Source organism: Amycolatopsis sp. 505, assembly GCF_031625235.1.
Classification (GTDB): Bacteria; Actinomycetota; Actinomycetes; order Mycobacteriales; family Pseudonocardiaceae; genus Amycolatopsis.
Window position 1 is genome coordinate 558,615 of sequence record NZ_JACKQP010000006.1, and the last position, 20,138, is coordinate 578,752.

At 71.1% G+C, this 20,138-nt stretch carries 18 protein-coding genes; 11 read left to right on the top strand and 7 right to left on the bottom strand.

Annotated features, from left to right (window positions below):
* The first annotated feature begins 54 nt into the window (after positions 1–54).
* The 4 genes from H5965_RS24665 to H5965_RS24680 all read left to right on the top strand — a co-directional run bounded on the left by H5965_RS24665 (position 55) and on the right by H5965_RS24680 (position 6,118).
* Positions 55–1,536 carry a serine/threonine-protein kinase gene (locus H5965_RS24665; protein ID WP_310972595.1) on the top strand — a complete coding sequence of 494 codons (1,482 nt, stop codon included), beginning with the start codon at positions 55–57 and terminating at the stop codon, positions 1,534–1,536.
* Positions 1,537–1,626: 90 nt separating this feature from the next.
* Positions 1,627–2,640 carry a 4-hydroxy-tetrahydrodipicolinate synthase gene (gene dapA / locus H5965_RS24670; RefSeq protein ID WP_310972596.1) on the top strand — a complete coding sequence of 338 codons (1,014 nt, stop codon included), beginning with the start codon at positions 1,627–1,629 and terminating at the stop codon, positions 2,638–2,640.
* On the top strand, positions 2,637–4,334 hold the full coding sequence (locus H5965_RS24675) for a ribonuclease J (RefSeq protein ID WP_310972597.1): 1,698 nt from the start codon (positions 2,637–2,639) through the stop codon (positions 4,332–4,334). The genes dapA and H5965_RS24675 overlap by 4 nt, the downstream gene beginning before the upstream one ends.
* A gap of 140 nt (positions 4,335–4,474) precedes the next feature.
* On the top strand, positions 4,475–6,118 hold the full coding sequence (locus H5965_RS24680) for a substrate-binding domain-containing protein (protein WP_310972598.1): 1,644 nt from the start codon (positions 4,475–4,477) through the stop codon (positions 6,116–6,118).
* Here H5965_RS24680 and H5965_RS24685 read toward each other — a convergent pair.
* The 3 genes from H5965_RS24685 to H5965_RS24695 form a co-directional block, all read right to left on the bottom strand.
* Positions 6,115–7,476: a dGTP triphosphohydrolase gene (locus tag H5965_RS24685; RefSeq protein ID WP_310972599.1), complete on the bottom strand. Its 1,362-nt coding sequence runs from the start codon at positions 7,474–7,476 to the stop codon at positions 6,115–6,117. The two genes, H5965_RS24680 and H5965_RS24685, sit on opposite strands and share 4 nt — an antisense overlap.
* Positions 7,477–7,652: 176 nt before the next feature.
* Positions 7,653–9,053, bottom strand: coding sequence for an amino acid permease (locus H5965_RS24690; RefSeq protein ID WP_396136936.1), 1,401 nt, complete (start codon positions 9,051–9,053; stop codon positions 7,653–7,655).
* 53 nt (positions 9,054–9,106) lie between these two features.
* Positions 9,107–10,054 (bottom strand): EamA family transporter, encoded by a 948-nt coding sequence (locus H5965_RS24695; RefSeq protein ID WP_310972601.1) that lies wholly within the window; start codon positions 10,052–10,054, stop codon positions 9,107–9,109.
* Between the two features lie 597 nt (positions 10,055–10,651).
* Here H5965_RS24695 and H5965_RS24700 point away from each other — a divergent pair.
* The gene (locus H5965_RS24700; RefSeq protein ID WP_310972602.1) at positions 10,652–10,999 is read left to right on the top strand and encodes a hypothetical protein; all 348 of its coding nucleotides are present in this window, start codon (positions 10,652–10,654) and stop codon (positions 10,997–10,999) included.
* Positions 11,000–11,030: 31 nt separating this feature from the next.
* On the opposite strand, the gene wrbA is transcribed toward H5965_RS24700, so the two are convergent.
* Positions 11,031–11,645, bottom strand: coding sequence for an NAD(P)H:quinone oxidoreductase (gene wrbA / locus H5965_RS24705; protein WP_310972603.1), 615 nt, complete (start codon positions 11,643–11,645; stop codon positions 11,031–11,033).
* 34 nt (positions 11,646–11,679) lie between these two features.
* Entirely contained in the window at positions 11,680–12,495 is an 816-nt protein-coding gene (locus tag H5965_RS24710; RefSeq protein ID WP_310972604.1) for a lysophospholipid acyltransferase family protein, read from the bottom strand.
* A gap of 156 nt (positions 12,496–12,651) precedes the next feature.
* Here H5965_RS24710 and H5965_RS24715 point away from each other — a divergent pair, with 156 nt between their 5' ends.
* A complete protein-coding gene (locus tag H5965_RS24715) occupies positions 12,652–15,138 on the top strand; it encodes a DNA translocase FtsK (RefSeq protein WP_310972605.1) in 2,487 nt (828 codons plus the stop codon).
* Positions 15,139–15,177: 39 nt separating this feature from the next.
* Positions 15,178–15,612 (top strand): hypothetical protein, encoded by a 435-nt coding sequence (locus H5965_RS24720; RefSeq protein WP_310972606.1) that lies wholly within the window; start codon positions 15,178–15,180, stop codon positions 15,610–15,612.
* On the opposite strand, the gene H5965_RS24725 is transcribed toward H5965_RS24720, so the two are convergent.
* The gene (locus tag H5965_RS24725; protein ID WP_310972607.1) at positions 15,613–16,047 is read right to left on the bottom strand and encodes a phospholipase; all 435 of its coding nucleotides are present in this window, start codon (positions 16,045–16,047) and stop codon (positions 15,613–15,615) included. It abuts the gene before it with no gap.
* Between the two features lie 88 nt (positions 16,048–16,135).
* Positions 16,136–16,645, bottom strand: coding sequence for an amino-acid N-acetyltransferase (locus H5965_RS24730; RefSeq protein ID WP_310972608.1), 510 nt, complete (start codon positions 16,643–16,645; stop codon positions 16,136–16,138).
* A gap of 158 nt (positions 16,646–16,803) precedes the next feature.
* On the opposite strand from H5965_RS24730, the gene rimO reads away from it, so the two are divergent.
* From rimO to H5965_RS24750, 4 genes are all read left to right on the top strand, one after another.
* Positions 16,804–18,240, top strand: a complete 1,437-nt coding sequence (gene rimO / locus H5965_RS24735) for a 30S ribosomal protein S12 methylthiotransferase RimO (RefSeq protein ID WP_310972609.1) — start codon at positions 16,804–16,806, stop codon at positions 18,238–18,240.
* Positions 18,237–18,878, top strand: a complete 642-nt coding sequence (gene pgsA / locus H5965_RS24740) for a CDP-diacylglycerol--glycerol-3-phosphate 3-phosphatidyltransferase (protein ID WP_310972610.1) — start codon at positions 18,237–18,239, stop codon at positions 18,876–18,878. The genes rimO and pgsA overlap by 4 nt, the downstream gene beginning before the upstream one ends.
* A gap of 62 nt (positions 18,879–18,940) precedes the next feature.
* Positions 18,941–19,435: a CinA family protein gene (locus H5965_RS24745; protein ID WP_310972611.1), complete on the top strand. Its 495-nt coding sequence runs from the start codon at positions 18,941–18,943 to the stop codon at positions 19,433–19,435.
* A 99-nt stretch (positions 19,436–19,534) separates the two neighbouring features.
* Complete coding sequence (locus tag H5965_RS24750) at positions 19,535–19,993, top strand: helix-turn-helix transcriptional regulator (protein ID WP_310972612.1); 459 nt, start codon at positions 19,535–19,537, stop codon at positions 19,991–19,993.
* Positions 19,994–20,138: the final 145 nt, after the last annotated feature.

A 20,138-nucleotide genomic window follows, 5' to 3' on the forward strand; every position in this document is an offset into this window, starting at 1 on the left:
GCGCTCCGCGGTGGTCCGACTAGCATCTGCGCGACCGCCGCCAAAAGGAGCACCGTGACCGACGAACAGACCCGGCCCTATCCGCCGCAGGCACCCGTCACGCCTGGTCAGCGGGTCGTCGCGGGCCGCTATCTCCTGCTCGGCGAACTCGGCCGGGGCGGCATGGGTGTCGTGTGGCGGGCGCAGGACCAGGTCATCGGACGGCAGGTCGCGGTCAAGGAACTGCGGCTGCCTGACGCCGAGTCCGCCGCCGTCTTCTCCGAACGCGCGCTCCGCGAAGTGCGCACCGGCGGGCGGCTCAACGACCCGGCGATCGTCACCGTCTACGACGTCATCACCGACGGCGGGACCACCTTCATCGTCATGGAGCTCGTCGAAGCGCCGTCGCTGGCCGACCTGGTGCGCCAGCGCGGCCCGATGCCCGCCGCGCGGGCCGCGCAGCTGGGGGAGCGGGTGCTCGCCGCGCTGCAGGCGGCCCACGCCGCCGGGATCGTGCACCGGGACGTCAAGCCCGCGAACATCCTGGTCGCGCCGGACGGCCGCGTGAAGCTCACCGACTTCGGCATCGCCCACGCCGTCGACGACCCGCGCCTGACCACCAGCGGCATGATCGTCGGCTCGCCCGCGTTCATGGCGCCTGAGCGCGTCGAGGGCCGCGAAGCGCTGCCCGCGTCCGACCTGTGGTCCCTCGGCGCGACGCTGTTCTTCGCCGTCGAAGGCTCCATCCCGTTCGAGCGCGCGACCACCGCCGCGACGCTGCACGCGATCATGACCGAGATCCCGTACCTCACCCGCGGCCAGGGCCCGATCGCCGCGGCCATCCTCGGCCTGCTCGTCACCAACCCGGACGCGCGGCTGACCGCGGCCCAGGCCCAGAACCTGCTGACCACGGCGCAGGGCATCCGGCCGACTCCGCCCCACGGCACCGCGATGCTCGGCGCCGCCGCGCCGCAGCCGCCGCAGCGGAAGTCCCACCGCGCCCTGTGGCTCGCCGCCGCCGCGGTGCTGGTCGTGGCGGCGCTGATCGGCGGCTTCTTCGCCGGCAAGGCCTACGAGACGCCCGCCGTGGACGCCCAGAAGCTGCCGACCATGACCTTCGGTGTCGGCGGCCAGCTCCGCACCGACATCGGCGGCTACTACCGGTGCTTCAACACCCCGGTGCAGGACGGCTCGATCATCAGCGAGGAAGACAACAGGACCGATTGCGACAAGAGCCACACGCTGGAGGTCTACGAAATCGGAAACCTGCTCTCGGTCGAGAACTGGAGCACCGACGACGCCAAGGTCGCGGCCTACCCGGGCCTGCCCGCGGTGACGGCGAGTGCCGAAGCGGCGTGCGCGACCGCGTTCCGGTCGTCGATCGTGCCCGAGCCGAACCGCGCGGACCTCACCTTCCGAGCGCTCGTGCCCACCGAGACCGAGTGGCGCCGGGCTCCTGCGAAGCAGGGTGACGAGCCCAGCCGCGAGTTCTACTGCGTGCTGGCCCGCGCCGACGGCGGCCCCATCACCGCCCCGATCGTGACCAAGGTCAAGTAGAAGTTCCGCGACGAGCGGCCGGCTCCGGGAAATCCTCCTGGTGACCAGGTCGACGCGGTTTTCGTCGGACCGGCGAGGTACCGTCTCCCCATGTCCAACCCACCTACCGCAGCGCCCGGACGGCCGTTCGGGCGCGTGCTCACCGCGATGGCCACCCCGTTCGACGCCGACGGCGCGCTGGACCTGAAGCGGGCGCAGGAGCTGGCCGAGCACCTCGTGGAGCTGGGGAACGACGGCCTCGTGGTGAACGGCACCACCGGCGAGAGCCCGACCACGAGCGACGCGGAGAAGCAGGACCTGATCCGCGCCGTGGTCGAGGCCGTCGGCGACCGCGCAGCCGTCGTGGCCGGCGCGGGCACCAACAACACCGCGCACAGCATCGAGCAGGCCAAGCAGGCCGAGGCGGCCGGGGCGCACGGCCTGCTGGTCGTCACGCCGTACTACTCGCGGCCCAGCCAGGCCGGGCTGTTCGCGCACTTCACCACGGTCGCCGACAGCACCGGGCTGCCCGTGCTGCTCTACGACATCCCGCCGCGCTCGGTCGTCCCGATCGAGGTCGACACGCTGCTGCGGCTGGCCGAGCACCCGCGGATCGTCGCGGTCAAGGACGCCAAGGGCGACCTGATCGCCGGCTCCGAGGTCATCGCCAACACCCACCTCGCCTACTACTCCGGCGACGACGGCCTGAACCTGCCGTGGATCTCCGTCGGCGGCGTCGGCGTGGTGAGTGTGATCGGTCACGTCGTCGCGGGCCGGATCCGCGCGATGATCGACGCCTACGAGAACGGCGACACCTCGACGGCGCGCACCAACCACCGCGGCATGCTGCCGGTGCTGCGCGCGATGTCGCGGGTCGGCGGGGTCGCTTTCAGCAAGGCGGCGCTGCGGCTGCGCGGGTTCGACATCGGTGACCCGCGGCTGCCGATCGTCGCGCCGACCCCCGAGCAGACGGCCCTGATCGCCGCTGATCTTGCCCAGGGCGGCGTGCCGCTGGGCGACACGGCGGCCCAGGACTGGCATGGTGAGCGGGTGGCACAAGCAGATTCGCGAGCGGCCTACGTCGCGCCGACCTCGCACACCAGCGTTGGGACCCTGCCTCGGTGAGCTCACTTCCCCCTGGTCCAGGCCCCACCAACGCCCCGCCCGCACTGCCCGAGGGTGCCTTGCGCGTCGTCGCGCTCGGCGGCATCGGCGAGGTCGGGCGCAACATGACCGTCTTCGAGTTCGGCGGCCGCCTGCTCATCGTCGACTGTGGGGTGCTCTTCCCCGAGGACGACCAGCCCGGCGTCGACCTGATCCTGCCCGACTTCCGCGCGATCGAGGACCGCCTCGACGACATCGACGGCCTGGTGCTCACCCACGGGCACGAAGACCACATCGGTGCCGTCCCGTTCCTCCTGCGGCTGCGGCCGGACCTGCCGATCTACGGCTCGAAGTTCACCAACGCCCTGCTCGCGGCCAAGGCCAAGGAGCACCGGCAGCGGCCGAACCTCATCCAGGTCCGCGAGGGCGAGCGCCGCGACGTCGGCGTGTTCAACCTCGAGTTCTTCGCGGTCAACCACTCCATCCCGGACGCGCTCGCGGTGGCGATCCGCACCCCGGCTGGCGTGGTCCTGCACACCGGCGACATCAAGCTCGACCAGCTCCCGCTGGACGGGCGCCTCACCGACCTGGCCGGCTTCTCCCGGCTCGGCGACGAGGGTGTCGACCTGTTCTGCGTCGACTCGACCAACGCCGAGGTGCCCGGGTTCGTCATGCCCGAGCGCGACATCGGCCCGGTGCTCGACGACGTCGTCCGGCGCGTGGACCAGCGGGTGATCGTGGCGTGCTTCGCCAGCCACGTCCACCGCGTCCAGCAGGTCCTCGACGCCGCCGAGCGGCACGGCCGCCGGATCGCGTTCGTCGGCCGGTCGATGGTCCGCAACATGGGGATCGCGGCCGAGCTGGGCCTGCTGAACGTGCCGGACGGCCTGCTCGTCGACCTCGACCAGGCGAGCACGCTGCCGGAGAGCAAGGTCCTGTTCGTCTCGACGGGGTCGCAGGGCGAGCCGCTCTCGGCGCTGTCGCGGATGGCGCGCGGCGAGCACCGGCAGATCTCGATCCGCGCGGGCGACACGGTGGTGCTGGCCAGCTCGATGATCCCGGGCAACGAGACAGCGGTGTTCGGCGTGGTCAACGGCCTCACCCGGCTCGGCGCGAACGTCGTCCACCAGGGCAACGCGAAGGTCCACGTGTCCGGCCACGCGTCGGCGGGCGAGCTGCTGTACCTGTACAACGCGGTGCGCCCGAGCAACGTGATGCCGGTCCACGGCGAGTGGAAGCACCTGCGGGCGAACGGCGAGCTGGCCATCCGCACGGGGGTCGCGCCGGAGAACGTGGTCATCGCCGAGGACGGCGTGGTCGTGGACCTCGTGGACGGCAAAGCGTCCCGCACCGGCCGCGTCGAGGTCGGGCACGTGTACGTGGACGGTCTGTCGGTCGGCGACGTCGGGGAGTCGACGCTGTCGGATCGGCTGGTCCTCGGCGAGGGCGGGTTCATCGCGATCACGGTCGCGGTGGACTCCAGCACCGGCCGCGCGGTCAGCAGCCCGACGGTGTCCGGTCGCGGCTTCTCCGACGACCCGAAGGCGCTCGCCGCCGTCGTGCCGCTGGTGGAGATGGAGCTGGCGCGCACGGAGGCCGAGGGCATCACCGACACGCACCGGATCGCGCAGGCGGTGCGCCGGGTGGTGGGCCGCTGGGTGGCCGACACCTACCGCCGCCGCCCGATGATCGTCCCGACGGTCATCCCGGTCTAGATCCGACCCACCGTGCAGGCCGCATCGAGGGACTCCCTCGGTGCGGCCTGCACGCTTGTTAGGCCGTCCGGCCCATGAGCCGCCGCTTTGCCGCGGGATAACCTTGATCCCACCCCGCCTCGCGCAGAGAGGCCGCGCCGATGGGACGTCATTCGGACGGCAGACGACGCCGGCTGCTCGTGCCCGCCCTCGCGACCGGCGTCGTGCTCGTCCTCGGAGCCGGTGCGTGGGTGACGGTGACGACCGTGCGTGCCCGGCCGTCGTGCGAGCAGCCCACGAAGGTCCTCGTCACCGCTTCGCCGGACATCGCGCCCGCGCTTTCGCTCGTCGTGCAGGGTCTCGACCTGAAGTGCGGCAGCATCGAGATCCAGACGCGGGAGGCGACACAGGCGGCCGAGCGGCTCGCCATGTCGGACGGCAGCCCGCGGCCGCAGGTCTGGGTGCCGGACTCCACGCTCGCGCTGCGCCGCGCCCACCAGCTCGGCGCGGCCGACGTCCCCGAAACCGGGGCATCGGTGGCGAGCTCGCCGGTGGTGCTGGCGGTCGCCGCGGACGTCGTCAAGGGCCTCGGCTGGCCCGACCACGTGCCGACCTGGGCGGAAGCGCTCGCCGCGCCGGGCGTGGTGCCGGGCATGTCCGACCCGGCGCGCGATCCGGTCGGCGCGCTGGCGTTGCTCGGTCTGCGCGACAGCGTCAAGACGGCCCCCGAGCCGTCGGGCGCGTACGTGGCGACGCTGCGGCGCTTCTCGGCCAACACCCTCGGCGCGGAGACGGAGCTGATCGCCCGGCTGCCGGGCTCGAGCGACGGCGGGGGCGCGGCCGCGGTGACGGCGTTCCCCGCGTCGGAGAATTCGTTGCTGCGCCACAACGTCGAGGACTCGAAGTCCCCGCTCGTCGCCGTCTACTCGACGGCGGTGCCGACGTTGGACTACCCGTTCGCGGAGCTGGGCCGGATCACGCCGCAGCAGCGCCCGCTCGTCGACGCGCTGCGCGACGCGGTCCTCGGCGACACGGGGTCGGACGCGATCGCCCGCACCGGCCTGCGCGCGGCGGGCGGCCAGGCCCTGCGCGACCACACCGACGACCCGAGGGTGCAGCCGCAGGGCATCCGGGCGGCGAACCTCCCGTCCGGCCCGGAGGTCGACGAGCTGCTCAACCAGTGGGCGGGCATCAACCTGAGCGCGCGCGTGCAGGTGCTGATCGACGTGTCGGGTTCGATGAACGCGCAGGTCCCGGGAACCGGCCTGAACCGCATGCAGGTGACGATGCAGGCGGCGGCCAAGGCGATGCGCCTGTTCAAGCCGGCGACGCAGCTGCGCATGCTGGCGTTCTCGACCCGCCTGGACGGCGACAAGGACTACCGCGAGCTGCTCCCGATGGCGTCGGTCGCCCAGCACCTGGCCGGCGGAGCGCTGGAGAAGCTGGGCCAGGTGACGGCCACCCCGAACGGCGGAACGGGCCTGTACGACAGCGTGCTGGACACCTACCGGACCGCGCGCCGCGAGTGGGAGCCGGGCCGGTTGAACCTGGTGATCGTGATGACGGACGGCCGCAACGAGGACCCGCACGGCATCTCCCGCGCGGAGTTGCTGACGGAGCTGGCCAAACTGCAGGACGCCCGCCGCCCGATCCCGTTGATCGGGGTGGGCATCGGCCCGGACGCGGACAAGTCGGAACTCGACCAGCTGACGGCGGCAACCGGCGGACAGGCCTTCGTGGCCCCGGACCCGGCCAAGATCACGGACGTGTTTTTCGGGGCCCTGAGCCGGATCGCCGGCGGCTAGCTGAACCAGGCGCCGAACATCGAACCGTGCGACCGGCCGCTCAACCGCTCGTCCAGGTCAACGGCTTGCGCTTCGGTCAGCACGCAGATGTAGTCGACGACGGCCCGTGCTTCCCGGGCTTCCGAGGACCGCGGGTAGGCGGACGCGAAATCGGCGTCATGACCGAGGTCTCGATAAAGCGAGCGAAGCTGGATCGGCAACCGAGGGCTTTTCGGTGACTCTGCGAGACAGTCGCGGAGCCGATCGTAGAGGGATTGGACGATCCGTTTCTGCCCCTTCTGCATCACTGCCAGCGACGGTCTGTCGATGACGTAGAACCAGGTGAGCTCCTTCAGGGCTTCGACCAGGTATTGACACCGCGGATCGACCGTCACGTGCGGAGGTTCGGCCACCAGGGAAACCGCGCCGACGCACTCCGTGAGGTTCATCGTCGTTATCGCGTTCATCGCGGACCGGTTCTCCCGGGTATCCCAGCATGACGAGGTGATGCCCGCTCCGAACCGCTTGATGACCTTTTTCAGGGCGGCGTCGAACCGGGCCGGTTCGAAGTCCGCCATACCGCCGAGCCGGCGATGGGCGTGCCGGGCGATGCGGGCGCGGTCCCGGCGCAAGTCGTGCAGGGGGATCAGGCCGGCTCGGAAGTAATCCTCGATGTCGTGGGTCGCGTAGGTGATGTCGTCGGCCCAATCCATGAGGATGGCGTTGGCCGACCTGAGCGCGGCCGGAGTGTCCTTCCGCGCCCAGCGGAAGTCCCTGAGTTCACTCGCGTACGCACCCCACTTGCTGCCGAAACGACGGTCCGTCCAAGCGGGGACGACGAAGGGATCGTCGGCGGACGTCGGCCTCGGCCGGGGGTATTTGAGCATGGCGTCGAGGGCCGCCCGGGTGAGATCGAGGCCCGGGTAGTCGGTCCTCCGCCTGGCGAGCTTCGTGACGATGCGGAACGACTGGGCATTTCCTTCGAAACCCTCCAGGCCGTCGGTGCGGCGAAGGCAGGCGTCGAGGACGGGTTCGGCGATGTGCCCGAAGGGTGGGTGGCCGATGTCGTGGACGAGACCTGCCGTCTCGACCACATCCGCTTTGATTCCCGCCAGTTTCCGGAGTTCTCGTTCGTCCGCGGATTCGCCGTGTTTCAGCTGCTGGACCAGCCGACGGCCGAGTTGGGCCACCTTCAAGCTGTGCGTGAGCCGGTTGTGCAGAACTCGCTGCTCGTTCACCGCGGCCACTTGGGCGACGCCGGACAGGCGGCGGAATGCGGACGAATACAGCACCCGGTCGCGGTCTCGCTGGTAAGGAGAGCGAAACGGGTCATCTTCGATTTTGACGTGCTTTCGTGCGCACCTTCGTGGTTTTCCCATGGTCGCCCCTCGACGCTCGCAGTTGCCATATATCAACGGCGTGGCGAGCGGCCTGTTACTGGGAAAAGGGGGGTGAGAATCCGGAAGTTGCCGTGTCGTGTCCGATCCGGAAGCGGATTGCGATCCTCGGGTGCGGTCGGTTGCGATCGAGCATCTTCGGCGAGGCGCGCATCTCGTCAATCACGCGTGATGCCGGGTGCCGCACGGCCGGATCGCCGGCGGATGAGGGCGTAGACACCGAGGATCACCGCCAAGCTGATCAAGCTCAAGTACAGCTGCGCCCGGGCGTCCTCGTCGACGAACAACATCGAGGCCACCACGACCAGCGTCAGGGCCAGCGTGACCCAGCTCAGCCACGGATAGCCCCACATCCGCAGCTTCAGCTTCTCCGGCGCCGTCGCTTCGAGCGTGCGGCGCATCCTGAGCTGGGAGCCGCAGATGATCGCGTACACGAACAGGGCCACCGCGCCCGCCGAATTGATGATGAAGTAGAAGATCTTGTCCGGGGACACGTAACTCATCACCACCGCCACGTAGCCGACCGACGTCGACGCCAGGATCGCCTTCCACGGCACGCCTCGCGCGTTCGTGTCCGCGATCCAGGCCGGCGCCCAGCCGTGGCGGCGCAGCGCGAACAGCATGCGGGATGCCGTGTACAGCCCCGAATTCAAGACCGACAACGCCGCCGTGAGGACCACCGCCGACACGATCGTCGACGCCGCCGGGACGCCGAAGCGGCCGAACGCCGCCGCGAACGGGCTTGTCTCGCTCGGGATTTCGCGCCACGGCGTGATCATCACCAGCAGTGCCACCGAACCCACGTAGAACACGATCACGCGCCAGACGATCGTCGAGGTCGCCTTGCGGACCGCCGTCTCCGGCTGGTCGGACTCCGCCGCCGCGATCGTGACGATCTCCGCGCCGAAGTACGAGAAGATCACGATGACCACGCCGTGGACGACCGAAAACGGCCCGTTCGCGACGAAGCCGTCGAGGCCGATGTTGCCGACCGAGAAGTGCGCGTCCGGCCAGAGCCCGAGCACGAACAGCGTGCCGAGCAGCAGGAACACGACGATGGTGGCGACCTTGATCGACGCCAGCCAGAACTCCGTCTCGCCGAAGGAACGCGCCGACGCCAGGTTCGTCGCCGTCAGCAGGAGCATCAGCGCCAGCGAGAACACCCACTGCGGGACGCCCGGGATCCAGCCCTGCAGGATCTTCGCGCCCGCGACGGCCTCGAACGCGACCACGCCGACCCAGAAGTACCAGTACAGCCAGCCGATCGTGAAGCCCGCCCAGCCGCCGAGCGCGTCGCGCGCGTACTCCATGAACGAGCCCAGTGCCGGCGCCGCCGTCGCCATCTCGCCGAGCATCCGCATCACCAGCACGACGAGCAGCCCGCCGATGGCGTAGGACAGCACCGCGGCCGGGCCGACGGTGTGGATCACCGCGCCGCTGCCGATGAACAGGCTCGCGCCGATGATGCCGCCGAGGGCGATCATCCGGACGTGCCGCTGCCGCAGGTCGGGCCGCAGCCCGGACTTCGTCGCCAAGGTGCTTCCTCCCCGGGTGGGCATCGATCGCGGGAATTGTCCACCCGGGCGAGGTCAGACGCAGAATTTGCGCAAGCTCACCCGCTGAGGATCTCCGAGTAGCGCTGCACGATGTACGCACCGGCCAGCAGGATCGCCGACCCGAGCAGCTGGGGCCAGGCGAGCTCCTCGCCGATGAGCACCCACGCCGCGAAGATCGTGATCACCGGTTCGACCAGCCCGACCACGCTCGCCACCGACGCCGGCAGGTGGCGCAGCGCCGAAATGCCGCAGACGTACGCGAGCACCGTCGCGACCAGCACCAGCAGGGTCAGCAGCAGCCACACCGGCGGGTGCCAGGCGCCGAACCCGACCGGGACGTCGAGCAGCGCGGCGGGCCACGTCCACGGCGGCGCGACGAAGCTGATCGCGACCGCGCCGATCACCATGCCCCAGGTGACCAGGCCCAGCGGGTCGATCCCGGCCACCGCGCGTTCGCCCAGCAGGAAGTACCCGGCCGAGCAGAGCGCCGCGCCGAAGCCGGCCAGCAGGCCGAGCCCGTCCAGCGTGACGCCTTCCCAGACCTGGGCGACCAGCGCGAGCCCGGCCATGGCCAGCGCGATGCCGCCCCAGACCGCCCGCGGCAGCCGGTGCCGCCGCACGAACCGCACCCACAGCGCGATGAGCACCGGCGAGACGAACTCCAGCAGGATGGCGATCCCGACCGGGATCCGCCCCGCGGCGACGAAGTAGAGCAGCTGCACGCCGGCCACGCCGAGCAGGCCGTACCCCGCCAGGACGGGCAGCTCCGCCCGGCGCACCCGCAGCTTCCGCGGCGCCACCAGCGCCACCCCGGCGAGCAGCACCACGCCGGCCAGCGCGATCCGCGCCGCGGCCACCTGCTGCGGCGTGACCCCGGCGGACATCACGGACTTGCCCAGGGTGCCCGACGTACTGAAGAACAGGGCGGCGAGCAGGACGTAGGCGGTCCCCCGGCCCCGGTGGGCGACCCGGGGCGGTGCGAGGACGGGGAGTTCGGTGGTCACCACCGCGACTGTAGGTGGCCCGGCGTGACCGCCGAAGCGATTTTCCCGGTTACGCTGGTCACGCGGGCGCGGAGTCCGGTTCGTTGCGTCGAGGTCGCAACCGGGCCGGTGGGCAGGCGTCTTCCGGCTGTCTCGAGAGACTTGGAACCCCGCGATTCATTTCGGCGGCGAGCGATTTCTCTTCACGCGCTGTCGCCGTCGTGGCGTCGGCCGCGGAAACGCCCGACCGCCGACCGGCGGCACTCGGACTGTCCGAAGAGGACTGAATCCGGCGAGTCCGTTTCGTTACGTCCGGGTGGCAACCACCGATCCGGCGGCGGGCGTCTCCAAGAGGCTCGCGCGCAGTTGCCGTGCGAGGACCCTGGAGGTGAAACAATGCGAAGAACTTTGCTCGTCGCTGGTGTTTCCGCCGGTTGCGTGTTGCTGTCGCCGATCGTGGCTTCGGCCGACAAAGCGTACCCGGGCAATCCGACGTCGATGAAGGTCACCGTGAAAGGGAACGCGGTGACCATCACGGGTACGTGTGAGACCGCCGATGTCCGGGCCCTGGCGACTTACGACTACTACCGTGGGCAAAGCCCCGTTCAGCAGGGGGTCATGGTCCAGAACGGGAACCGGCACACCATCACGTTCACCGGCGTGCAGGCGGGTGTGTGGTACGCGACCATGTCCTGCCTCGAGGGCGGCACCGGCAGCTGGTGGCGGCAGTTCACCGTCGGGGTCACCGGCACACCGACGCCCACCAAGCCCACGCCGAAACCCACCAAGCCGAAGCCGAAGCCCGCGCCGCAGGTTGCGGTGAAGCCGCACGGTGCGCCGCAGACCGGCGGTGGCCCGGCCGATGACGGCTCCGCCGCTCCGGCGCTCGTCGCCGGCGGGGTGCTCGTCCTCGCCGGTGCCGGTGGTGCCTGGGCCCTGCGCCGCCGGAACGCCGCCCGGCGCTGAGACCGAGGGTCGGGCTGAGGCGCCCGGGCCGTCATCCGGCGTGCTTCAGCCCGGTGGCGACGTGCGTGGTGATGGTGGCCAGCCGCCGGCCCTGCAGCCGCAGCGCGTCGAGGGCGATGTCGTCCGGCGCCGCGGACTTCCGGGACACGAACGAGCCGCCGTACGGGTTGCCCGACTCCTTGAGGTGCGGGTCGGTGTAGCCGAGCGGGACCACGATCGCGCCCCAGTGGTAGAAGACGTTGTTGATCGCCAGCAGCGTCGACTCCAGGCCGCCGTGCGCGGTGGACGCCGTCGTGAACGACGTCGCCACCTTGTCCGCCAGCTTTCCCTGCGCCCACAACCCACCCGTGCTGTCCAAAAAGGACTTCAGCTGGGCGGCCGGTCCGCCGAACCGGGTCGGGCTGCCGACGGCGAGCCCGTCGGCCCACTCGAGGTCGCCGAGGGTGACGAGCTCGTGGTGCGGGCCGGCGTCGACCCAGGCCTGCCAGCGCGGGTTCCGCGCGATCGCGTCGGCGGGCACCGTCTCCGGCACCGTCCGCACCCGCACGTCGGCCCCGGTCTCTCGCGCGCCGGCGGCGAGCGACTCGGCGAGGGCGGCCGTGTTCCCGGTCGAGCTGTAGTAGACGACGAGTATCCGTGTGCTCACGTCCGCCGACTCTAGGCGGCCGCGCCCGCCCGTCTCACAGTACGGACGGCGGCTTCCAGGGGCTGACCGTGTCGGTGGGGCGCGTCGGGTCGTGGAACTTGGGCCGGTCGAGCTCGTCGCGGCGTAGCGGGACGAGACCGTCGGTGATCGCCTGCATGATCTTGGCGTGCGCACGCACCCCGGCGCCCGGGCGCTGCTTGTCGATCTCCGAGAGGTCGACGGGGTCGCCGAAGTGCACCCGGAACCGCGGCCGGCGCAGCGGAGCGCTCAGCCCCGAGCGGGCCAGCGGGATCAGGTCGGCCGGGCCGTTGACGGTCTCGGTGCCCCAGTAGACGGCCTCGTGCGCGCCCCACTGGCTGATCGGGATCACCGGCACGCCCGAGGCCAGCGCGAGCCGCGCCGCGCCGGTCTTGCCGCGCTCCGGCCACAGCCCGGGGTCGTGGCTGATCCGGCCCTCCGGGTAGACGATGATCGGCTCGCGCGTGGTCTTCATCGCCTCGAAGGCCTCGGCGAACTGCCCGACGGCGGTCCCGGCGTGCTTGCGGTCGACCCGCAGGTGCCCGCTGACCCGCAGCGCCGGCCCGATCACGGGCGCGTCGAGGATGCCGCCGGCCAGCATGAACCGCGGGTTGATGCCGATCCGCTTGCACGCCGCCATCAGCACGAAGGCGTCGAACACGCCGATGTGGTTCGCGGCCATCAGCAGCGGCTTGCCCCGCAGCTGCGCGGGCACCCGGCCGGTGACCGTGAGCCGCCCGACGAGGTTCACCAGCCCGCGGTCGATGTTCAGCATGGTCCGCCAGATGGCGGGCGCCCGGCGAGCGGTGTTGTCGGAGTTCAGCGCGACCATGGGGCAGAGCATGGCAGACGCCGATTTCACCCGATTGCGCACTGGGCGGATCGGTTCACCCGGATGGCCGCTCAACCCGCGGTGTGAGGCAGAAGTTCACCCTGGGCCGAGAGTGGCGCGTGGGACGAACCGCCACGGCCGGTTACCGTAAACGGTATGGCTGGGTCGGCGACGAGGAAGAGAAGCACGGGAAGCGGCGCGAAGGGGGCAGCGGCGCGTAAGCCGCGTACACCCGCGAAGTCACGTCCGGCCCCTCGCAAACCCGCGCCACGCGCCCGCCGCAAGACGCCCGGGATCTTCGGGAAGGGCGTCCGCGGCACCTGGAACCTGCTGGCCAAGGGCCTCGGCACGCTGGCCAGGACGGTCGGCCGCACCCGCGAGCTCGAGGCCGAGCACCGCCGCGACGGGCTCGCGCTGGGCTTGATCGCGCTGGCCATTGTCGCGGCCGTCGGCGTCTGGTGGCGGGCGGCCGGGCCGATCGGGGCCGGGGTGGAGATCGCCACCCGGACCGTCCTCGGCGCCGGGGCCGTCACGCTGCCGCTGGTGCTGGTCGTCGTCGCCGTCGCGCTGATGCGGTCCGAGCCACACCCGGAGACGCGGCCGCGGATGGTCGTCGGCACGATCATGGTCGTCCTGTCCGTGCTCGGGATGCTGCACATCTTCACCGCGCTGCCGGAGACCAACGACGGCCGGATGTACGCCGGCGGCATCGTCGGCGCCTTCTCCGGCGGCCTGCTCACCATGGGCGTCACCACCTGGGTGGCCGTGCCGCTGCTGATCCTCGCGCTGTTCTTCGGCGTACTCGTGTTCACCGGCACGCCGGTCCGCCAGATCCCGCAGCGGCTGCGCAACTGGGGCCTCGACGAGGAGGAGATCGCCGAGGCCGAGGCGCAGCGCTCGGGCTTCGCGACCGACGAAGAGAAGGTCACCGACGCCGACCCGAAGTCCGCGCGGCTGCGCAAGCCGTCCCGGCGCCGTCAGGCCAGCGACGCCGAACCCGAGCAGCTGGACATCGACGCGATGCTCGCCGAGGCGCCGACGCCGATCAAGCCGCCCAAGCCCAAGCCGGCGCCCGAGGTCGTCGAGAAGAAGCCGAAGAAGGCCCCGGAACCGCCGCTCGCGGTCACCCGCACGGTCGAAGGCGACTATCAGCTCCCGCCGCCCGACCTGCTGAAGCTCGGCGACGCGCCGAAGTCCCGCAGCAAGGCCAACGACGCCATGATCGAGGCGATCACCGGCGTACTGGAGCAGTTCAACGTCGACGCGCAGGTCACCGGCTTCACCCGCGGCCCGACGGTCACCCGCTACGAGGTCGAGCTCGGCCCGGGCGTGAAGGTCGAGAAGATCACCGCGCTGACCAAGAACATCGCCTACGCGGTGGCCACCGACAACGTCCGGCTGCTGGCACCGATCCCCGGCAAGTCCGCGGTCGGCATCGAGGTGCCGAACTCCGACCGCGAGATGGTCCGCCTCGGCGACGTCCTGCGGGCGCCGTCCACGGTCAAGGACAACCACCCGATGGTGATCGGCCTCGGCAAGGACATCGAGGGCCACTTCGTCACCGCGAACCTGACGAAGATGCCGCACCTGCTGGTCGCGGGGTCGACCGGCTCCGGTAAGTCGAGCTTCGTCAACTCGATGCTGGTGTCGCTGCTCGCGCGCTCGACGCCGGACGAGTGCCGGATGATCCTGATCGACCCGAAGATGGTCGAGCTGACGCCGTACGAGGGCATCCCGCACCTGATCACGCCCATCATCACCCAGCCGAAGAAGGCGGCCGCCGCGCTGGCCTGGCTGGTGGAGGAGATGGAGCAGCGCTACCAGGACATGCAGGTCAACAAGGTCCGGCACATCGACGACTACAACAAGAAGGTGCGCTCGGGCGAGATCACCGCGCCGCCGGGGTCCGAGCGCGAGTACCGGCCGTACCCGTACATCATGGCGATCGTCGACGAGCTCGCCGACCTGATGATGACCGCCCCGCGCGACGTCGAGGACGCGATCGTCCGCATCACCCAGAAGGCGCGTGCCGCGGGGATCCACCTGGTCCTGGCGACGCAGCGGCCGTCGGTCGACGTCGTGACCGGCCTGATCAAGACCAACGTGCCCTCGCGGCTGGCCTTCGCGACGTCGTCGCTGACCGACTCGCGGGTCATCCTGGACCAGCCGGGCGCGGAGAAGCTGATCGGCATGGGCGACGCGCTGTACCTGCCGATGGGGGCGGGCAAACCGGTCCGCATCCAGGGCGCGTTCGTCGGCGACGAGGAGATCGCCGCGGTCGTCAACTACGCGAAGGAGCAGGCGCAGCCGGACTACCAGGACGGCGTCACGGCCCAGAAGGCGGGCGAGAAGAAGGAGATCGACCCGGACATCGGGGACGACCTCGACGTCCTCCTGCAGGCGGCGGAGCTGATCGTGACGTCCCAGTTCGGCTCGACGTCGATGCTGCAGCGGAAGCTGCGGGTGGGGTTCGCGAAGGCGGGCAGGCTGATGGACCTGCTGGAGAGCCGGGGCGTGGTGGGCCCGTCGGAGGGCTCGAAGGCCCGCGACGTGCTGATCAAGCCGGAGGAACTGGAGTCGGTGCTGTTCATGATCCGCGGCGGCGGCCCGGTCGACACCGGCGCCGGCGACGACGACGAGTAGCGCGTGCAACCCCGGCTCGGTCCGTTCCGTCATGGAGGCGTGGACCTACAGCGATTCGTAGCCGGACTGTTCGCCTTCGCCGTCGTCACGGTGGGCGCCGGGAGCTCGGTCGCCGCCGGGCGGCCCGGGGCCGTGGCGGCGCCCGCGGTGGCTCCGAGCACCGTCAGTGCCGCCGCCGGGGGCGAGGTCGCCTTGCGACTCGGGCAAGAGGTTGCCGTGCAGGGGAAAGACCTCACCGTGCGCTTCACGCGGGTGGTCGCCGACTCGCGGTGCCGGCCCGGGATGACCTGCATCTGGCAGGGAGAGGCCACGCTGGCGTTCCTGCTGAAGGAGCCCGGCCGCGGCGAAAGCACCACGGCCGAGCTCCACAGCGGCCCGCGCACCGGCCCGCAGGCGACGTCGTTCGCCGCCAGCCGGATCGAGCTGGTCTCGGTGAGCGAGGACGGCGGGGAAGCGACCGTCCGGATCAGCTGATCAGCCGCCGAACTTGCGGACCGCCTGGTAGTACGTCCAGGCCGCGCCCTTGCAGGCGACGTTCGACCCGCAGACGCTCTTCAGGTCGGTGTACAGGTTGTCGTCGATCTTCAGCCGGTTCGCCGCGGTGAACCGGCCCTGCTTCTTGTAGTTGCGGTAGCCGAAGTCGTGCCGGTGGCAGCCCGGCAGGAACTGCCAGCCGAACGGGGTGTCCGGCGACCAGGAGCAGCCGTCGGACGACCAGTCGAGCTGGCCGGAGTAGGGCGCGGAGTTCCGGATCGTTTCGAAGCCGGACAGCGACGTCGAGAAGAGGTACTGGTCGGTGACCGCCGGGATGTCGACGGCGGCCGCGGTGCCGGTGCCCAGCAGGGCGCCCGCGCCGACAGAAACGGCCACCGTCACGGTGGCCCCCAGGTTCCGCAGTGTCGTGCGCATCGGTTTTCCTTGCCGATCGGTGGACTGGTGCCCGATCAGCTTCCGGCAGCGCAGTGGCGCACGTCACCGCCCGAAAGGAGGTTTTCACTCACAGTTCGAGCAACATGCGGGAATTCCCCAAGGTGTTCGGCTTGACGTAAGGCAGGTCGAGGAATTCCGCGACACCCGTGTCGTGCGACCGCCGCATCTCCTCGTAGACCTCGTGCGACACCGGGGTGCCGTCGATCTCCACGAACCCGTGCCCGGCGAAGAAGCTCGTCTCGAAGGTCAGCACGAACAGCCGTTTGAGACCCAGCTCACGTGCCTCGTCGACCAGCCGGGCGACCAGCACCCGCCCGACGCCCTGGCCGCGGACGGCCTTGTCGACCACGACCGTGCGCAGCTCGGCGATGTCCTCCCAGAGCACGTGCAGCGCGGCCGCGCCGACCACCTCGTCACCCGTTTCGGCGACCCAGAACTCCTGGACGTCCTCGTACAGCGTGACCAGGTCCTTCTCCAGCAGGACGCGCCCGGCGTCCGAGTCGACCAGGGCCTTGATCTTGCGGACGTCGGCGATCCGGGCGCGGCGGACGGTCGGGCGGGGCGAGTCGGACGGCACGATCGTCCACCCTGCCACATCGCCCGGCGCGGGTGGCGACACAGCTCTCTTTCGGGGCCCGGGTGGCGAAGCCCCCGGCCCGGGGCGAGGCCCCGGTTGTCACAGCCCGGGCTACGCCGTCGTCGGGCCGCCCGGGACCGGCGGCTACCCTGAGCGTTGTGCCTTCCCCTGCCACGGACCCAGCCGCCACCCGACGCGTCTCCCTGCTGACCCTGGGCTGCGCCCGCAACGAGGTCGACTCGGAGGAGCTGGCGGGCCGGCTCGCGGCCGGCGGCTGGGAGCTGGCGGCCGATCCCGAAGAGTCCGACGTCGTCGTGGTCAACACCTGCGGCTTCGTCGAGTCGGCCAAGAAGGACTCCGTCGACACGCTGCTCGCCGCGTCCGACACGGGCAAGAAGGTCGTCGCCGTCGGCTGCATGGCCGAGCGCTACGGGCACGAGCTCGCCGACAGCCTCCCGGAGGCCGACGCGGTGCTGGGCTTCGACCACTACGCCGACCTCTCGGCCCGGCTCGACGACGTCGTCGCCGGCCGCAAGATCGCCTCGCACACGCCCGGTGACCGCCGCAAGCTGCTGCCGATCAGCCCGGTCGAGCGGCCCGCCGCCGCGGAGGCGGTCGAGGTCCCGGGGCACGCGCAGCACGGCTGGGGCCCGAGGGTGCTGCGCACGCGCCTGGACGACTCGCCCGTGGCCGCGCTGAAGATCGCTTCCGGCTGCGACCGGCGCTGCTCGTTCTGCGCGATCCCGTCGTTCCGCGGCTCCTTCGTCTCGCGGCAGCCGGACGAGGTCGTCGCCGAAGCGATGTGGCTGGCCGAGAACGGTGTCAAGGAGCTGTTCCTGGTCAGCGAGAACTCGACGTCCTACGGCAAGGACTTCGGCCGCGACGGCGCCACCGCGCTGGAGCGGCTGCTGCCGCGGCTGGCGGACATCGACGGCATCGAGCGCGTCCGGGTCTCCTACCTGCAGCCGGCCGAGACGCGCCCGCAGCTGGTCAAGGCCATCGCGACCACGCCGGGCGTCGCCGAGTACTTCGACCTGTCCTTCCAGCACTCCAGCGAGCAGGTGCTGCGCCGGATGCGCCGGTTCGGCTCGACCGACTCGTTCCTGGCGCTGTGCGAGCAGATCCGCGAGTACGCGCCCGAGGCCGGCATCCGGACCAACGTGATCGTCGGGTTCCCGGGCGAGACCGAGCACGACCTGAGCGAGCTCGAGCGGTTCCTGACCGGCGCGCGCCTCGACGCCGTGGGCGTCTTCGGCTACTCCGACGAGGACGGCACCGAGGCCGAAACCTTCGACGGGAAGCTCTCCGCCGAGGAGGTCGCCGCGCGCGTCACCCGGATCTCGGCGCTGGTCGAGGAGCTGACCGCGCAGCGCGCCGAGGACCGGATCGGCACGTTCGTCGACGTCCTGGTCGAGCTGGACGACGACGGCGAGCTCACCGGCCGCGCGGCGCACCAGGCGCCGGAGGTCGACGGCGAGTGCGTCATCCTCGACGCGCCGGAGAAGGTGCAGGTGGGTGACTTCCTGCGCTGCGAGGTCGTCGACTCGGCGGGCGTGGACCTGATCGTCCGCGCGGTACCGGACGCCGACCGGTGAGTGCGCTCCCCAGCGACGCCGCCGACGAGGGCCTCACGCGCGACACCGCCGCCCAGGTCCCCGAGCCGACCCCGGTTCCCACGCTCAACGTCGCGAACCTGCTGACGCTGTCGCGGCTGGTCCTGGTGCCGCTGTTCGTGATCGCGCTGTTCGTCGGCGACGGCCACGACACGACCTGGCGCGCGCTCGCGACCGGGCTGTTCGCGATCGCCTCGGCCACCGACCAGCTGGACGGCTGGGTGGCCCGCAAGTACGGCCTGATCACCGACTTCGGCAAGATCGCCGACCCGATCGCGGACAAGGCGCTGACCGGCGCGGCGCTGGTCGGGCTGAGCGTGCTGGGCGAGCTCGGGTGGTGGGTCACGATCGTCATCGCGGTCCGCGAAATCGGCGTGACGCTGCTGCGGTTCTGGGTGATCCGGCACGGCGTGATCCCGGCCAGCCGCGGCGGGAAGGCCAAGACGATGGCCCAGATCGCGGCGATCGTGGCGTACCTGCTGCCGCTGCCGGTGGGAGCGGACCCGGTGCGGTGGGCGCTGATGGGGCTGGCGCTGGTGCTGACCGTCGTGACCGGCGTCGACTACCTGGTGCGGGCGGTGCGGCTGCGCGCGGCCGGGCGCCGGGTCACCGGGAGCTGACGGTGGCCGGAACCCCCGCCGAAGCGTCGCGAATGACTCATTCGGGACCTCCGGCGCCGGTAATGAGTCATTCGCGGCCTCCGGCGCCGGGTGATGAGCAAGCCGCCGCCCTGATCGGCGCCCTGACCGCGCGGGGCGAGACGGTCGCCGCGGCCGAGTCCCTCACCGCCGGCCTGGTCTGCGCCACCCTCGCGCGGGTGCCGGGAGCCAGCGCGGCGCTGCGCGGGGGACTGGTCGTCTACGCGACCGAGCTGAAGGCGGCCCTGGCCGGCGTCTCTTCGGAGCTGCTGGCCGAACACGGCGCGGTCCACCCCGAGGTGGCCGCCCAGCTGGCCGAGGGAGCCCGCGACCGGTGCGGCGCCACCTGGGGGCTCGGGCTCACCGGCGTGGCCGGGCCGTCGGCGCAGGACGGCGTCGCGCCGGGCACCGTGCACGTCGGGCTGGCCGGGCCGGGAACACGTACAGTCCGTACCCTGGCCTTGACCGGCGACCGCGATTTGATCAGGACCGAGTCGGTCTTGGCCGCGTTTGCCCTGCTCGGGGAACATTTGAGGTGAAACACGCGTTCGCCCTTGGCGTACGTGCACACCAACTCCTGCGCCCGGGGCACCGCTCTGGGTAACGTAGGGGGTACTTGTTCGGAAGGGAGGCGCGTGATGACCGTGCTGTTGCGTGAGGCGATCGGTGATCGGCTCCGTCATGCCCGCACCAACCAGCGTCGTACGCTGCGCGACATCTCCCGCGCCGCCAGGGTCAGCCTCGGCTACCTCTCGGAGGTCGAGCGGGGCCAGAAGGAGGCGTCGAGCGAACTGCTCGCGTCCATCTGCCAGGCCCTGGACCTTCCGCTCGGCGAGCTGCTGCACAACGTGGCGGCGGACGTTTCGGCCCTCGACAACGTCGAGGTCCCACCGGTCGACGAGCGGATCGTGGAGGGCCCGCCCCGGGAGAAGCGGGGCGCGGAGGCCTCGGCAGCCGGCATCGAAGGCGGCCGCCTGATGTCCGAGCTGATCGGCAACGACCTCGCCGACCTGCGGGTTTCCCCGGCCCCGCGGATGAACACGACGCTGCGGACGACGATCGGCCAGCCCAAGCTGGCCTCCACGATCGCCGCGTAGCCCCAGCGCACACGACCGCACGGCCCCGGGCAACCCGCCCGGGGCCGTCGGCGTTGTCTACGGGTAGTGATCGGGGTGATCCCTGAATTCGGCCGGGTCGCCTGGAACGGACGTGGCCGACCTGACACGATGGAACCCGACGCCG

What these genes read in the sequence shown, in the direction of transcription:
- dapA (WP_310972596.1), top strand. Translation starts at nt 1,627, where the DNA reads ATGTCCAACCCACCTACCGCAGCGCCCGGACGGCCGTTCGGGCGCGTG.
- H5965_RS24680 (WP_310972598.1), top strand. Translation starts at nt 4,475, where the DNA reads ATGGGACGTCATTCGGACGGCAGACGACGCCGGCTGCTCGTGCCCGCC.
- H5965_RS24685 (WP_310972599.1), bottom strand. Translation starts at nt 7,476, where the DNA reads ATGGGAAAACCACGAAGGTGCGCACGAAAGCACGTCAAAATCGAAGAT.
- H5965_RS24690 (WP_396136936.1), bottom strand. Translation starts at nt 9,053, where the DNA reads ATGCCCACCCGGGGAGGAAGCACCTTGGCGACGAAGTCCGGGCTGCGG.
- H5965_RS24700 (WP_310972602.1), top strand. Translation starts at nt 10,652, where the DNA reads ATGGTCCAGAACGGGAACCGGCACACCATCACGTTCACCGGCGTGCAG.
- H5965_RS24710 (WP_310972604.1), bottom strand. Translation starts at nt 12,495, where the DNA reads ATGGTCGCGCTGAACTCCGACAACACCGCTCGCCGGGCGCCCGCCATC.
- H5965_RS24715 (WP_310972605.1), top strand. Translation starts at nt 12,652, where the DNA reads ATGGCTGGGTCGGCGACGAGGAAGAGAAGCACGGGAAGCGGCGCGAAG.
- H5965_RS24725 (WP_310972607.1), bottom strand. Translation starts at nt 16,047, where the DNA reads ATGCGCACGACACTGCGGAACCTGGGGGCCACCGTGACGGTGGCCGTT.
- H5965_RS24745 (WP_310972611.1), top strand. Translation starts at nt 18,941, where the DNA reads ATGAGTCATTCGCGGCCTCCGGCGCCGGGTGATGAGCAAGCCGCCGCC.
- H5965_RS24750 (WP_310972612.1), top strand. Translation starts at nt 19,535, where the DNA reads ATGACCGTGCTGTTGCGTGAGGCGATCGGTGATCGGCTCCGTCATGCC.